The following is a 13,894-nucleotide window of genomic DNA, read 5'->3' on the forward strand; positions in this document are numbered from 1 at the left end:
GGTGACGCGAAAGTAAGCGGGCCGCGCGCAGGGGCGGCCCGGCTGTGTCCCGGAGGACGCGGGCTAGCGCCAGCTGAAGAAATCGGCGGGGGCTTTGGCGAGCAGCTCTTCTGCCAGCGCGGTGCCAAGGGCGGCGGCGTCGCGGGCGGCGCCGCTGCGGCTGCCGGTGATCGATTCCGAGCCATCGGGGCGCAGGATTTCACCGCGCAGATGGAGCGAGTCGCCATCGAGCGTGGCGAGGCCTGCGATGGGGGTTTCGCAAGAGCCATCGAGCCGGGCGAGCATGGCACGCTCGGCGTTCAGGCGCAGGCCGGTGGGGATGTGGTGGATGGCGGCGAGCAAGGCGGCGGTGCGGTCGTCATCCTGCCGGCGTTCCACCCCGATGGCGCCTTGGGCCACGGCGGGGAGCATGTCATCGGTTTCGATGGCGGAGCGCGCCATATGGGCCATGCCAAGGCGGTTGAGCCCGGCCATGGCAAGGAAGGTGGCGACGGCCACGCCCTCTTGCAGCTTTTTCATCCGGGTCTGCACATTGCCGCGAAACTCGACCAAGTGCAGGTCGGGGCGGCGCAGGCGCAGTTGCGCCCGGCGGCGCAGCGAGGAGGAGCCGACCGTGGCGCCATGGGGCAGATCGGCCAGACGGGCGACGCTGGGCGAGACAAAGGCATCGCGCACATCTTCGCGCGCAAGGTAGCAATCAAGGATCAGCCCCGCAGGCTGCACCGTGGGCATGTCCTTCATCGAATGCACCGCGATGTCGATGGACCCGTCGAGCAGCGCCTCTTCGATTTCGCGGGTGAACAGGCCCTTGCCGCCGATATCCTTCAGCGCCTTGTCAAGGATCTGGTCGCCCATCACCTTGATGACGCAGATTTCAAACGCCGCTTCGGGCAGATCGAAGGCCACCATCAGGCTGCGCCGCACCTCATGCGCCTGCCAAAGTGCGAGGGGCGAGCCACGGGTGCCGATCTTGAGGGGTTGGGCGGGGTGGGGCAGGTTTTGCATCATGGCTTCCGGCATACAGCTGTCAGGTTCGCCTGACAACTCTTGACAACGCAAGGCGCACAGTCGACCCATGGTCGAAAGGAGCCCAGAATGACCGAAAAGACCATCCTTCGTGCCCTGAAAGGCGAAACCCTTCCGACTCCGCCCATCTGGATGATGCGGCAGGCGGGCCGTTACCTGCCAGAATACCGGGCAACGCGGGCGCAGGCGGGTGACTTTTTGTCGCTGTGCTACACCCCCGATCTGGCGGCCGAGGTGACCTTGCAGCCGATCCGCCGCTATGGATTTGATGCGGCGATCCTGTTTGCCGATATCCTGCTGGTGCCGCAGGCGCTGGGGCCCAAGCTGTGGTTTGCCGAAGGCGAAGGCCCGCGCATGGAGACGACCACCACCATGGCACAGGTGCGGGCGCTGAAGCCGGTGGAGGCGATCCACGAGACGCTGGCGCCGATCTATGAGACGGTGAAGATTCTGGCGCGCGAACTGCCCAAGGAAACCACGCTGATCGGGTTCGCGGGCGCGCCTTGGACGGTGGCGACCTATATGATCGCGGGGCGCGGATCGAAGAACCAAGGGGCGGCGCATGTGCTCAAGGCCTCGGACCGCGATACCTTTTCGGCGCTGATCGATGTGATCACCGACGCGACGGTGCTGTATCTGTCCGAGCAGATCAAGGCCGGGGCCGAGGTGGTGAAGCTGTTCGACAGCTGGGCCGGGAGCCTGAAGGGCGCGGATTTCGAGGATTTCGCGGTGAAGCCAGCCGCGCGGATCATTGCGGCGCTGAAAGAGAAGCATCCGGGGATTCCCGTCATTGCCTTCCCGCGCGAGGCGGGCGACGGCTATATCGGCTTTGCCGCCAAGGTGGGCGCGGATTGCGTGGCGATCGACAATTCGGTGAGCCCGGACTGGGCCGCGCAGCATGTGCAGGCGAGCGGCTGCGTGCAGGGCAACCTGTCGCCAGTGCATATGGTGACGGGGGGCGAGGATCTGGTGCGCGAGACGCGGCGGGTGGTGGACGCCTTCCGCAAAGGGCCGCATATCTTCAATCTGGGCCATGGCATCACGCCGGACGCCGATCCGGCGCATGTGCAGCTGATGATCGACACGGTGCGGGGCGCGTAAGCGCGCCGGGGGGCGGGCGGAGTGATCCCGCCCCCGCCCCTCGCGCCGGTCAGGACAACAGCGGGCCCATCATCTGCTGCAAGGCGTCGAGCGCCAGATCGGCGTCTTCGGTGTGCGGGCCGATGCGGATGGCCACGCTGCGCGCCCAGCCGAAGCTGGCCAGATGTTCGGGGCGCAGCGTGATGGTCAGCCCCTTGGCGTCGCGGGTGATGGATTGCACCGCGTCTTCGGCGCCAAACTCTTCGTCATTCACCGAGAACCACACCGGCCCGCCCGTGAGCGGCTGGCGGAACAGGGCATAGGGTTCATCCTCTTCCTCGCCTTGCGCGAAGCCGATGAACAGGAAGCCGTCTTCGTCATCCTCGACAACCGAGGCATAGGCGGCGTGGATCGTCAGGTCGGCGGTCATAGTGGTCAGGTCCATTTGGCGATGGGCGGCAGGCTCATCAGCACGGCATTGGCATCATGGCCGGTTTCCAGCCCGAATTTGGTGCCCCGGTCATAGACAAGGTTGTATTCGGCATAGAGCCCGCGGTGGATCAGCTGCGCCTCGCGGTCGGCATCGGTAAAGGGGGTGGCGACGCGGCGTTCGGTGAGCGGCACGAAAGCGGGCAGGAAGGCCGCGCCGACCGCTTGGGTGAAGGCGAAATCGGCTTCCCAAGAATCAGAGGCGGTGCCGCCGGTGTTCAGATCATCATAGAAGATGCCGCCCACGCCGCGCGCGCGGCCGCGGTGCGGGACGAAGAAGTATTCGTCCGCCCATGCCTTGAAGCGCGGGTAATAGGCCGGATCATGCGCATCGCAGGCCGCTTGCATCTGGGCATGGAAATGCGCGGTATCCTCGGCATATTCCAGCGCGGGGTTCAGGTCGGCGCCGCCGCCGAACCACCAGGCGTGCGGGGTCCAGAACATGCGGGTGTTCATGTGCACCGCCGGGCAATGCGGGTTGACCATATGGGCGACAAGACTGATGCCGCTGGCCCAGAAGCGCGGGTCACGGTCCATGCCGGGGACACCGCGGGCGGCCATCGCCTTTTGCGCGCGTTCGCCCAGCGTGCCATGCACTTCGGACACGTTGACGCCGACTTTTTCAAACACGCGGCCGCCGCGCATCACGCTCATCAACCCGCCGCCGCCATCGGCGCGGGTGGTGGGGGTGACCTCAAAGCGGCCGGGGGTGCCGGTGCCATGGGTGTCTTCCAGCCCCTCGAACGCGGTGACGATTCTGTCGCGCAAGGTGCGGAACCAGCTGGCGGCGCGGGTCTTGCGCGCCTGATACGGATCGGACATTCGTGGCTCCCCCTTCGGTGTTGCCTCTGCCTAGCAAAAGCGGGGCCGCGCGCCAACATGGCATTTCGGGACGGGGCGGCGTATAGAGGGGGGAGGCCTGAGGGAGGATGCCATGCGCCGCAGTCTTGTTCTTTTGGTATTGCTTGCCGCTTGCGGCACACCGCAAGAGCGGTGCATCGCGCGCGAGACGCGGGACATGCGGGTGCTGGACCGGCTGATCGCGGAAAGCGAGGGCAATCTGGCGCGCGGCTATGCGCTGGAGGAGGTGGTGACCTACCGCGACCGTTGGGTGCAATGCCCGGTGGTGCTGCGCCCGGCCCCGGCGGAAGGCGAGCCTGCGCCCGTGGTGGCCCCGCAGCTGTGTCTTGACGAGGTGGCCGAGACGGTGACGCGGCCCAAGGCGATTGACCTGCGGGCCGAGGCGCAGAAGCTTGAGTCGATGCGCGAGAAGCGGGTCGCCTTGGCGCGGGCGGCGGGACCGGCGATTGCGCAATGCAAGGCGCAGTTTCCCGAATAAAAAGCCCGGTCAGAAGGCGGGGATGGAGACGCGATCGAGCAGACCACGACCGCCATCGAGGTTGAGCACCTGCCCGGTCATGAAGCCGGAGGCGTCGGAGGCGAGGAATTGCATCACCTCGGCCAGTTCGTCGGGCGCGGCGATGCGGCCAAGGGGCGTGCCTTCGACGATGGCATCGCGCGCCTCGGGGGCGTCTTTCAGCGCGGCCTGCAAACTCGCGCTCATGACCGAGCCGATGGCGACCGCGTTGACGCGGATGCCTTTGGGCGCCAGCGCCACGGCGAGCGAGCGGGTCATCTGATCGACGGCGGCGGAGGCCATCGAATAGCCCAAGAGGCCCGGCTGGGTCTGGCGGGCGGCGATGGACGAGATGTTGATGATGGCGCCGATCGGGCCTTCGGTTTCGCCCGATTTCTCGGCCTGCGCGATCATGCGCCGCGCGGTCATCTGGGACAGGCGCAGGCTTGTCATCACGTTTTCCTGCCAGAGCAGATCGACCGCATCCTCTTCGGGATTGAGCGGATCGGAGACGGCAACGCGGCGGTTGGCGTTCACGAGGATATCGACGCGGTCGAAAGCATCGATGGTGGCCGAGAGCAGGTTGGCGATGGTCAGCTTTTCGCGCAGATCACCGCTGAACATGCGCACGGCGCCTTCGGCCCGGGCTTCGGTGCCCAGTTCCGCCTCGAGACAGGCTTCGTCGATGTCGACGAACATCACATTGGCGCCCTTGGCCTGAAAATGGCGGGCGACGGCAAGGCCGATGCCTTTGGCGGCGCCCGTGACAATGGCGGTCTTGCCGGAGATCGAGAGGGACATGCGAGCCTCGGGGTTGGGACAGGGTTAGCGCACCCGGAGGGGGTGGCTTGCGCGGGTCAGCCGGAAGGCGGAATCGCCGCCGATGTCTTCGACCTGCCGGAACAGGGTCGACAAAGGTTGATGATAGGGCAGATGGCGGTTGGCGACCAGCCAGAGCGTGCCATCGGGCACCAGCATCGACGCCGCCGCGCGCAAAAACGCCACGCCAAGGGCAGGATCGGCATCCCGCCCGGCGTGGAAGGGCGGGTTCATCACCACGGAATGCGCGGGGCGCAAGGGTTTGAAGCTGCGCGCATCGGCCCAGTGAAAGCGGGCGCGGGCGTCGGCGACATTGACGGTGGCGCAATCGAGCGCGTCCCTCTCCGCCTCGACCACGTCGAGTTCGGCCACGCTGGAGCGGGTGAGGATGGCCCGCGAGAGATAGCCCCAGCCTGCGCCAAGGTCGATCACGCGGGTGCCAAGCTTTTCGGGCAAGGCCTGTGCAAGGAGGGCCGAGCCCCGGTCAGGGCCATCGGCGGAGAAGACACCGGGCAGGGTTTGAAAGCCGCCATCTATGAGGCGCGGGCGGGCATCCCATCCGGTGAGATCGGCCCCGGCCTGCAACACGAAGGTTTTGCCATGCGCCTTGGACACCGGGCCCGAGAGCGCCAGACCCATGGCGCGGCAATCCTTGAGAATGCTGTCGATGCCATCGGTTTTCTGCCCATCGACGGCGACCGGGCCACCCGGCACCACCTCGACCATCGCGCGCGAGATCAGGGCGCGGGCCGCATCGCGGGCGCGCGGCAGGCAGACCACGGCGGCGGCATAGGGCGGGCCTTCTGCGGCCTGATAGCCGCGCGCGGCGAACCATTCGGCATCGGGGCGAAAGCCGGTGGCCACGCGGATGCGGGCAATGGAGATGCTGGACAGATCGTCGCCTTCGCGCGGGCGATACACGACCACCGGGCCTTCGGGCGGCAACACAAGGGCGCCGCTTTCGAGCGCGAAATCAAGGCGAGCAGAGCGCATCATCAGGTTGGAACAGGCGCGGGGCCTATTCCTTCTCCATCGTGCATTGCAGGGGGTGCTGGTGGCGGCGGGCAAAATCCATGACCTGCGCCACCTTGGTTTCCGCCACTTCATGCGAGAAGACGCCCACGACGGCGAGCCCCTTCTTGTGGACGGTGAGCATGATTTCAAAGGCCTGCGCGTGGTTCAGGCCAAAGAAGCGTTCCAGCACATGAACCACGAATTCCATCGGCGTGTAATCATCATTCAGCAACATCACCTTGTACATCGGTGGGCGCTGGGTGCGGGTCTTGGTTTTGGTGAGCAGCCCCGCGTCATTGCCCGGCCCATCGGTCTTGTCCGACATGGAAAGGGGAAATTGGATCACGGGCGGTGCCTCATGCGAAGGGATTCGGGGTTTCGGGTTCTGGCGGCAATATAAAGCTTTTTCGCCGTGGGGAAAGGGGATCCCCCCAAAGCATTGCGACAAAGCGGTAAAGGAGGCATGAACGCGGGCAGCAGGAGGTGGCGATGACCCTGAGCACGATCGGTTTCGACGCGGATGATACACTGTGGCAAAACGAGGCGTTCTTCCGGCTGACGCAGGCGCAATTCGTGGAGCTTCTGGCCGATTATGCCGGGCGCGACCATCTGGAAGAGCGGCTTCTGGCGGCCGAGCGGCGCAATCTGGGGCATTACGGATTCGGTGTGAAGGGATTCGTCCTGTCGATGATCGAGACGGCGATCGAGGTGACCGAGGGCCGGGTTCCGGCCTCTGTCATCAGTGATCTGATGGCGGCGGGGCGCGAGATGCTGCGCCACCCGATTGAACTGTTGCCACATGCGCGGGAGGCGGTGACGGCACTGGCGGCAGAGCACCGTGTGCTGTTGATCACCAAGGGCGATCTGCTGGATCAGGAGCGCAAGCTGGCGCAATCGGGATTGGGCGATCTGTTCCACGGGGTGGAGATCGTTTCCGACAAGACTCCGGGGGTTTACCGGGCGATCTTTGCGCGCCACGGCACCGCGCCCGAGCAGGCGATGATGGTGGGCAATTCGCTGAAATCGGATGTGCTGCCGGTGCTGGATGTGGGGGGCTGGGGCGTGCATGTGCCGCATGGGCTGACATGGGCGCTGGAGCATGCCGAGCCACCCAACGGCCATGGCCGCTTTCACCAATTGCCCGATCTGGGGGGCTTGGCCGATCTGGTGGGTCAACTGCAAAACACCCACAAAACCTAGAGGTTTCAGCATGAGGACTGCCTGAATTGCCACAACATGAGCGGAAAGCGCAAACCCCTTGAATTTCCGGGGTTTTGCGGAATCATCTGCTGTGCTAGCGTTCCAGCAAATCACGCCCCACGCGAAAAATCGGGGCGGGCCGAGGCAGAGCAAGGAACGACATCATGACAACGCGTCTGGGGCATCATGCCCGCAATTTCGTTTGTCTGGTGGCAATGATCGTGGTGGCGGCCTGTTCGTCCCCGCAGCCGTCAGGTGCAGCCCCCTATGCCGCGATTGTGCAGGACGCCCGCACGGGCGAGGTGTTGCACGCGGAAAACGCGGATACGCGGCTGCATCCGGCCTCGCTGACCAAGATGCTGACGCTGTATATCGCCTTTGAAGAGATCCAGCGCGGGCGGCTGACGCTGGACACGCTGGTGACGGTGACGCCAAGTGCGGCGGCCAAACCGCCCTCGCGTCTGGGCCTGAAGGCGGGGCAGAAGATTGCCGTGCGCTATCTGATCCGCGCCGCCGCGATTCGGTCGGCCAATGACGCGGCCTCGGCGCTGGGAGACCATATCGGCGGGTCGGAGGCTGGGTTTGCACGCCGGATGGATGCGACGGCCAAGGCCATCGGGATGCGCAATTCGACCTTCAAGAACGCCAATGGCCTGACCGCGAACGGGCACCTGTCGACCGCGCGCGACATGAACACGCTGGGGCGGCGGCTGTTCTATGATTTCCCGCAATATTACAACCTGTTCTCGCGCCGCACGGCGGATGCCGGGATGATGCAGGTGAACAACACCAACAACCGTTTTCTGGACGCCTACAAGGGCGCGGACGGGATCAAGACCGGGTTCACCAATGCGGCCGGGTTCAACCTGACCGCCTCGGCGGAGCGCGGGAATGTGCGGATCGTGGCCACGGTGTTCGGGGGCGCGTCGACGGCCGCCCGCAATGCCAAGATGGCCAAGCTGATGGATCTGGGCTTTAGCCGCGCGCCGTCGAATGCGCCGACGCAGGTGCCGCCGGCCCCGAATTATTCGGCGGATGTCGAGGCGGTGCTGATGGCCGAGGCCGATACGCTGCCCGAGGTGGCGAATGGCGCGGGCAAGACGATTCGCTTGCAGACGGCGGTGGCCAGCTCGCCCCGCCCGGTGACACGCCCGGATGCCGGCAAGGTGGCCGCAGCCGAGGTGGCGGTGGCGGCGATCGAGGACAGCATCGCGGCGGCCTTGGCCGAGGCGATGGGCGAGCCGCCTGCGCCCGGCACGCTTGATGCGCAGGTGGTGGCGCTGGCAGAGCCTGCGGCCCCGGTGGCCGAGCAGGTGGCAACGATCGCCCCCCCGCCCGCGCGCCCCGAGGGTCTGGCGCCCGAGTCCGCGCCCGCCGTGATGGCAGAGGCGGCCCCGCCTGCGGAACTGGCCGAGCCCGGCACCTTGGAGGCGCAGGCGCTTGCGCTTGCGGCAGAGCCGACGCTGGACGCGCAGGCGGCCCAGTTGGCGGGTCTGCCTTCCGATGAGATGATGGTGACCGAGCCGATGCAGGTGGCGGCGGTGATGGCCCCGGCAGAACCGGCGGCACCCAAGCGCAATGCGCCGATCTTTGACCGGGTGGACGAAGCGCCGCAGGTGCAGGCCGAGGCCGAGCCGGTGGTGATCCGGCTGTCGACGTCGAACGCGCGGCATTGGGGTGTGCATCTGGGGCGGTTCAACAGCCGGTCCGAGGCCGAGCGCCTGTTGCTGAAGACCCAGCTGACCGAAAGCGCGACCCTGAACGAGGGGCTGCGCAAGGTGGTGCAGAAGGGCGGCGGCTTCGAGGCGAACTTCATGGGGCTGACGCAGGATCAGGCAGACCTTGCCTGCCGCCGTTTGCAGGCCCGCGCGGTGCAATGCTTTCCGATGGGACCCTGAGCGATGAGCGGATATGTCTTTACCCCCCCTGCCCCGGTGAGCGTGGCCATCGTGGGAAGCGATGACCGCTTTCCGGTGCGCCGCATCTTTTGCGTGGGGCGCAACTACGCCGAGCACGCGCGCGAGATGGGGCATGACCCGCAGGCCGAACCGCCGTTCTTTTTCACCAAGCCCGCCGATGCGGTGGTGGCCAGTGGCGGCACGATTGCCTATCCGCCCGCCACAGCGGATTTCCACCACGAGGCCGAGCTGGTGGTGGCCTTGGGACACGGCGGGTTCATGGTGCCCGAGGATGAGGCGCAAAGCCTGATCTGGGGGCATGGGGCGGGCAATGACCTGACCCGGCGCGACATGCAGGCCGAGGCCAAGGCGGCGCGGCGGCCTTGGGATATGGCCAAGGGCTTTGACCGCTCGGCGGTGCTGGGCGCGCTCCGGCCGGGGCCGGTGGCGGCGGATGCGGTGATCCGCTGCACGGTGGATGGCGCGGTGCGGCAGGAAGCGCGGCTTTCGGACATGATCTGGCCGGTGAATGCGGTGATCGCCTATTTGTCGCGGCTGGTCGAACTGGCCCCCGGCGATCTGATCATGACCGGCACGCCTGCGGGCGTGGGGCCCTTGACGCGCGGGCAGGTCTGCGCGGTGACGATTGACGGGCTGGACCCGGCGGTGGTCACGATTTCCTGACGCTTGACGTTTCGCGGGTGGCGGCGTCGGGCTTTGGCCTGTCGTCGTAATCCTTGGTGAGGATGCGGTTGGCGTCGCCCTCGGGGTCGTCGAACTGTTTGGTGCGCATGGCCCAGAAGAAGGCCGCAAGGCCAAGGCCGCCAAGGATGAGCGAAACCGGGATCAGGATGCCGAGAATTTCCATCACTTGAGCCTGAGCGCGTTGAGCGAGACGGTGATCGACGAGAGCGACATGGCCAGAGCCGCCGCCAGTGGCGTGGCAAGGCCGACGAGCGCCAGCGGCACGGCCACCACGTTATACCAAGCAGAGATGGCGAAGTTTTCGCGGATGCGTTTGGTGGATTGCCCGGCGATGCGGGTGGCATCGGCGATGGGGGCCATGTCTTGGCCCAAGAGCACGATGTCGGACGCCACCCGCGCGGCATCAAGTGCCGAGGCGGGCGAGATGGAGACATGGGCGGAGGCCAGCGCCGCCGTGTCGTTCAGCCCGTCCCCCACCATCAGCACCTTGTGGCCTGCGGCGGTGAGATGCGCCACGGTTTGCGCCTTTTCGGCGGGCAGCGCGCCTGCGGTCCAGTCGGTGATGCCGAGGCGGTCGGCCAGATCGCGCACGGCGCCCGGGGCATCGCCCGAGATGAGCTTGATCGCCTTGCCTTGGGATTTCAGCGCGGCGATGGCGGAGTCGGCGCCGGGACGCAGACGGTCGGCAAAGGTGAAGGCGCGCGGGGGCGTGCCTGCGCCGGTGCAGAGATAGGTGGCGGTGACATCCAGCCCCGGCCCGCCGCACCATTCGGCGCGGCCAAGGCGCACGCGGGTGCCTTTCCACAGGCCTTCGATGCCATAGCCCGGCACCTCGCGGATGTCTTCCACCCGTTCGGGGCGCAGGCCCGCCTGCCGCGCGGCATCGGCCAAGGCCATGGCGAGCGGGTGCGACGAGGCGCTGGCGAGTGCGAAGGCCACTTCGGTGGCCGCACGGGGGTGGCTGCCCATGTTGGTGGGCTGCGGCGCGCCCATGGTGAGCGTGCCGGTCTTGTCGAAGACCACGGTATCCACCTCGGCCAGCCGTTCGAGCGCGGTGCCTTGCTTGATGAGAAGGCCCTTGCGGAAGAGGCGGCCCGAGGCCGAGGTGACGACGGCGGGCACCGCAAGACCAAGGGCGCAGGGGCAGGTGATGATGAGCACGGCGGCCGAGATGTTGACGGCATAGCGCAGATCGCCGCCGGTTTTCCACATCCAGAAGCCGAAGGCGGTGAAAGAGAGGATATGGACAAGGGGCGAGTAAAGCGCCGCCGCCCGTTCGGCGAGGCTGGTGTAGCGGGTGCGGGCGGATTCCGCCACGGCGACCAGATCGGCCATGCGGTGGAGGCTGCTGTCGTTGCCTGCGGCGGTGACGCGGAGGGTGAGGGGGCCGGTCAGGTTCACCTCGCCTGCCGAGACGATGGTGCCGACACCGGCGTAGACGGGCAGCGATTCGCCGGTGAGGAGCGAGCGGTCGAGTTCGGAGGTGCCTTGGGTGATGATGCCATCCACCGGCATCCGCCCGCCGGGGCGGACCCGGACCAGATCGCCGACCTGCACATCGGTGATGCCGACGGTCTGTTCGGCCCCGTCGCGCAGGACGGTGGCACGGGGGACTTCGAGGGCGGCGAGTTCTTCGGCGGCAGAGCGGGCCACGGCGCGGGTGCGGTGGTCAAGATAGCGGCCCAAGAGCAGGAAGAAGGTGAGCATCACGGCAGCGTCGAAATAGGCGTGATGGCCCGACATCCAGGTTTCAAAGAGTGAGATGGAGGAGGCGAGGATCAGCGCAAGGCTGATCGGCACATCCATGCCAAGCCGACCCGCGCGCAAGGACCGCCATGCGGATTTGAAGAAGGGCTGGCCGGAGAACACCACGGTGGGCAGCGCGATGACGGCGGAAATCCAGTGGAACATGTCGCGCGTGGCATCCTGCGCGCCCGACCAGACCGCGACCGAGAGCAGCATGATGTTCATCATGGAAAAGAAGGCGACACCCAGCCGCATCAACAGATCGCGGCTTTGACGGTCGGTTTCGGTGCTGGAGAGCAGGCCCGGGTCCAGCTCATGCGCCTCATACCCGGCGCGGGCGGCGGCGGCGATGAGCGTGTCAGCGGTGACGGAAGGCGCGGCCTCGACGCTGAGGCGGCGCAAGGTGAGGTTGAGCCGGGCCGAGGTGACGCCCGGCACCTCGGCCATGGCGCGTTCCAGCGTGGAGATGCAGAGCGCGCAATGGGCCAGCGGCACCGAAAGGATCAGCCGCGCGGCCTTTGGCTGCGCCATTTGCGCCAGACGCTCGGCAGAGGGTGCTGCGACGCAGGCCGGACAGGCCGAGAGGCTGGTGGTCATGGGTTCGGCGGTGTCGATCTGACCGGTGGCGAGGGTCATGGCCTAGCCCTCGACCAGAATGCTGACGCGTTGCGCGAACAGCGTGCCATCGGCGGCCCGCGCCTCAATGCGCAAGAGCCAGCGGCCGGGGGCAAGATCAAGCGGCGCGGTCCACAGGCCGGAGGCCTGCACGAAGGCGGGGCGCTGGTCATCGCGGGCAGCGGTGGTGCGGCCCACCAGAACTTGCAGATCGGCCAAGGGCGCGGGGTTGCCGCTGGCATCGTTGAAATCGAGATAGAGGCGTTTGCCCACGGCATCGTAATCGGGGGTCATCGTCCAGCCCAGCGCGGTTTGGGCGGCGCGGTTGCGATCAAACACCTGACTGGCGACATAGGAATTCTGCACCTCGAGACCCGGAAAGGTGCTGACGGCCTTGTAGGCGAGCAGAAGATTGACCGAGATGATCACGCCGAAGAAGCTGACCATGACAAGCGCCATCTTGCGACCGGTGAATTCCGACATTTACTGATCCTTTCCGTTGAACACGGTGTCATGATGGACCCGGTTCGTCGTGCCGCGTTCTTCGAACCACATCCGGATGTCGCTGCGGTCGGTGGTGGCGGCGGGGGTGCCGGGCGCGGCGTTCAGGTAGACGCGCTGTGACAGGGTCTGGTTGGCGCTGACGGTGACCGAGGGGCCGGAGAGGCCTTCGAGTTCGAGCGCGAGGCCGGAGTCGAAGGGCACCGAGAGGGTGAAAACGGTGTCGCTGCCCTGTTTGTTGCGCAGGCGCACGTCATAGGCATTGCGGATGGTGCCATCCGAAAGGGTGACAAAGGTGGGGTTGCGCACCGGGGTGACGTTCACCTCGATCGGGGAGCGCAGGAACAGCGCCACCACAAGGCCGATGCCGACGCCGGACCACAGCACGGTGTAAAGGATGGTGCGGGGGCGGAAGACGTGGCTCCACACCGATTTCGGCGGCACGCCCGCGCGCTCGGCGGTTTCGTCGGTGAGCGCGAGATAGCCGATCAGATCGCGCGGGCGGCCGATTTTATCCATCGTGTCGTTGCAGGCGTCGATGCACAGGCCGCAGGTGATGCAGGCGAGTTGCTGGCCATCGCGGATGTCGATGCCCATGGGGCAGACGTTGACGCAGGCCATGCAATCGATGCAATCCCCCTGCCCTGCCGGAATTTCATTCTTGTGCAGCTTGCCGCGCGGCTCTCCGCGCCAGTCGCGGTAAGCGATGGTGAGCGTGTCTTCATCCATCATCGCGGCCTGAATGCGCGGCCAAGGGCAGGCATAGATGCAGATCTGTTCGCGCGCGAAGCCGCCGAAGGCAAAGGTGGTGCCGGTGAGGATGAGGATGGTGAGATAGGCCACGGGGCTGGCCTGTCCGGCGAAGAGATCGACCAGCAGCGTGGGCGCATCGGTGAAGTAGAACACCCAAGCCCCGCCAGTGGCCATGGCGATCAGGAACCAGACCGTCCATTTCACCGCGCGCTTGCGGATTTTCTCGGCGTTCCAGTTCTGGCGGTGCAGGCGAATGCGGGCGTTGCGGTCGCCTTCGATCCAGCGTTCGACAAGGATAAAGAGGTCGGTCCACACGGTTTGCGGGCAAGCATAGCCGCACCAGACCCGGCCCGCCGCCGAGGTGAACAGGAAGAGGCCAAGCCCTGCCATCACCAGAAGACCTGCAACGAAGTAGAATTCGTGCGGCCAGATCTCGATCATGAAGAAGAAGAAGCGGCGGTGCGCCAGATCGAGCAGCACGGCCTGATCGGGCAGGTTGGGGCCGCGGTCCCAGCGAATCCACGGGGTGATGTAGTAGATGCCCAGCATCAGGGCCAGAAGCCACCATTTGAGCGTGCGGAACTTGCCGTAGACACGGCGCGGAAAGATCGGCTCACGCGCGGCGTAAAGGCTTGGCGGTTCGGCGGCGTTCGGGGTGGTCACGGGGAAAATCCGATCCTTGCTGTTCAGC

The 13,894-nt window shown here is 66.4% G+C and carries 14 protein-coding genes and 1 pseudogene; 5 read left to right on the plus strand and 10 right to left on the minus strand.

The window, feature by feature from the left end; translation table 11 throughout:
- Positions 1-63: 63 nt before the first annotated feature.
- A complete protein-coding gene (hemC, locus tag CUR21_RS06675) occupies positions 64-1,008 on the minus strand; it encodes a hydroxymethylbilane synthase (RefSeq protein ID WP_100196776.1) in 945 nt (314 codons plus the stop codon).
- Between the two features lie 87 nt (positions 1,009-1,095).
- Between hemC and hemE the strand changes: the two genes are divergently transcribed.
- Positions 1,096-2,127 carry a uroporphyrinogen decarboxylase gene (gene hemE, locus CUR21_RS06680; RefSeq protein WP_100196239.1) on the plus strand — a complete coding sequence of 344 codons (1,032 nt, stop codon included), beginning with the start codon at positions 1,096-1,098 and terminating at the stop codon, positions 2,125-2,127.
- Between the two features lie 49 nt (positions 2,128-2,176).
- On the opposite strand, the gene CUR21_RS06685 is transcribed toward hemE, so the two are convergent.
- Both CUR21_RS06685 and hemF read right to left on the minus strand, forming a co-directional pair.
- Entirely contained in the window at positions 2,177-2,536 is a 360-nt protein-coding gene (locus CUR21_RS06685; protein ID WP_100196240.1) for a hypothetical protein, read from the minus strand.
- A gap of 5 nt (positions 2,537-2,541) precedes the next feature.
- A complete protein-coding gene (gene hemF / locus CUR21_RS06690) occupies positions 2,542-3,417 on the minus strand; it encodes an oxygen-dependent coproporphyrinogen oxidase (protein ID WP_100196241.1) in 876 nt (291 codons plus the stop codon).
- 112 nt (positions 3,418-3,529) lie between these two features.
- Here hemF and CUR21_RS06695 point away from each other — a divergent pair, with 112 nt between their 5' ends.
- A complete protein-coding gene (locus tag CUR21_RS06695) occupies positions 3,530-3,934 on the plus strand; it encodes a hypothetical protein (RefSeq protein ID WP_100196242.1) in 405 nt (134 codons plus the stop codon).
- 9 nt (positions 3,935-3,943) lie between these two features.
- On the opposite strand, the gene CUR21_RS06700 is transcribed toward CUR21_RS06695, so the two are convergent.
- From CUR21_RS06700 to clpS, 3 genes are read right to left on the minus strand one after another with little or no spacing between them, the layout of a single operon-like run.
- Positions 3,944-4,753: an SDR family NAD(P)-dependent oxidoreductase gene (locus CUR21_RS06700; RefSeq protein WP_100196243.1), complete on the minus strand. Its 810-nt coding sequence runs from the start codon at positions 4,751-4,753 to the stop codon at positions 3,944-3,946.
- A gap of 24 nt (positions 4,754-4,777) precedes the next feature.
- On the minus strand, positions 4,778-5,764 hold the full coding sequence (locus CUR21_RS06705; protein WP_100196777.1) for a class I SAM-dependent methyltransferase: 987 nt from the start codon (positions 5,762-5,764) through the stop codon (positions 4,778-4,780).
- Between the two features lie 25 nt (positions 5,765-5,789).
- Complete coding sequence (gene clpS / locus CUR21_RS06710; RefSeq protein ID WP_100196244.1) at positions 5,790-6,110, minus strand: ATP-dependent Clp protease adapter ClpS; 321 nt, start codon at positions 6,108-6,110, stop codon at positions 5,790-5,792.
- 164 nt (positions 6,111-6,274) lie between these two features.
- Here clpS and CUR21_RS06715 point away from each other — a divergent pair, with 164 nt between their 5' ends.
- From CUR21_RS06715 to CUR21_RS06725, 3 genes are all read left to right on the plus strand, one after another.
- On the plus strand, positions 6,275-6,985 hold the full coding sequence (locus CUR21_RS06715; RefSeq protein WP_100196245.1) for an HAD family hydrolase: 711 nt from the start codon (positions 6,275-6,277) through the stop codon (positions 6,983-6,985).
- 164 nt (positions 6,986-7,149) lie between these two features.
- Entirely contained in the window at positions 7,150-8,883 is a 1,734-nt protein-coding gene (locus tag CUR21_RS06720; protein ID WP_100196246.1) for a serine hydrolase, read from the plus strand.
- A 3-nt stretch (positions 8,884-8,886) separates the two neighbouring features.
- A complete protein-coding gene (locus CUR21_RS06725) occupies positions 8,887-9,567 on the plus strand; it encodes a fumarylacetoacetate hydrolase family protein (protein ID WP_100196247.1) in 681 nt (226 codons plus the stop codon).
- Positions 9,568-9,598: 31 nt separating this feature from the next.
- Here CUR21_RS06725 and ccoS read toward each other — a convergent pair.
- From ccoS to ccoG, 4 genes and pseudogenes are all read right to left on the minus strand, one after another.
- Positions 9,599-9,751: pseudogene (ccoS, locus tag CUR21_RS06730) on the minus strand (cbb3-type cytochrome oxidase assembly protein CcoS); the annotation flags it as partial.
- Positions 9,751-11,970, minus strand: coding sequence for a heavy metal translocating P-type ATPase (locus CUR21_RS06735; protein ID WP_100196249.1), 2,220 nt, complete (start codon positions 11,968-11,970; stop codon positions 9,751-9,753). The gene CUR21_RS06735 and the pseudogene ccoS, both read right to left, overlap by 1 nt.
- Before the next feature lie 3 nt (positions 11,971-11,973).
- Complete coding sequence (locus CUR21_RS06740; RefSeq protein WP_100196250.1) at positions 11,974-12,432, minus strand: FixH family protein; 459 nt, start codon at positions 12,430-12,432, stop codon at positions 11,974-11,976.
- On the minus strand, positions 12,433-13,866 hold the full coding sequence (ccoG, locus tag CUR21_RS06745) for a cytochrome c oxidase accessory protein CcoG (RefSeq protein ID WP_198431640.1): 1,434 nt from the start codon (positions 13,864-13,866) through the stop codon (positions 12,433-12,435). It abuts the gene before it with no gap.
- Positions 13,867-13,894 lie beyond the last annotated feature (28 nt).

The sequence above is a fragment of the Pseudorhodobacter sp. MZDSW-24AT genome (assembly GCF_002794355.1).
Lineage (GTDB): Bacteria > Pseudomonadota > Alphaproteobacteria > Rhodobacterales > Rhodobacteraceae > Pseudotabrizicola.

Coding starts and splice junctions, on each gene's coding strand:
- CUR21_RS06705 (WP_100196777.1), bottom strand. CDS start 5,764: ATGCGCTCTGCTCGCCTTGATTTCGCGCTCGAAAGCGGCGCCCTTGTG.
- hemF (WP_100196241.1), bottom strand. CDS start 3,417: ATGTCCGATCCGTATCAGGCGCGCAAGACCCGCGCCGCCAGCTGGTTC.
- CUR21_RS06715 (WP_100196245.1), top strand. CDS start 6,275: ATGACCCTGAGCACGATCGGTTTCGACGCGGATGATACACTGTGGCAA.
- CUR21_RS06685 (WP_100196240.1), bottom strand. CDS start 2,536: ATGACCGCCGACCTGACGATCCACGCCGCCTATGCCTCGGTTGTCGAG.
- CUR21_RS06695 (WP_100196242.1), top strand. CDS start 3,530: ATGCGCCGCAGTCTTGTTCTTTTGGTATTGCTTGCCGCTTGCGGCACA.
- hemC (WP_100196776.1), bottom strand. CDS start 1,008: ATGATGCAAAACCTGCCCCACCCCGCCCAACCCCTCAAGATCGGCACC.
- CUR21_RS06740 (WP_100196250.1), bottom strand. CDS start 12,432: ATGTCGGAATTCACCGGTCGCAAGATGGCGCTTGTCATGGTCAGCTTC.
- clpS (WP_100196244.1), bottom strand. CDS start 6,110: ATGTCGGACAAGACCGATGGGCCGGGCAATGACGCGGGGCTGCTCACC.
- CUR21_RS06725 (WP_100196247.1), top strand. CDS start 8,887: ATGAGCGGATATGTCTTTACCCCCCCTGCCCCGGTGAGCGTGGCCATC.
- CUR21_RS06720 (WP_100196246.1), top strand. CDS start 7,150: ATGACAACGCGTCTGGGGCATCATGCCCGCAATTTCGTTTGTCTGGTG.
- CUR21_RS06700 (WP_100196243.1), bottom strand. CDS start 4,753: ATGTCCCTCTCGATCTCCGGCAAGACCGCCATTGTCACGGGCGCCGCC.
- CUR21_RS06735 (WP_100196249.1), bottom strand. CDS start 11,970: ATGACCCTCGCCACCGGTCAGATCGACACCGCCGAACCCATGACCACC.
- hemE (WP_100196239.1), top strand. CDS start 1,096: ATGACCGAAAAGACCATCCTTCGTGCCCTGAAAGGCGAAACCCTTCCG.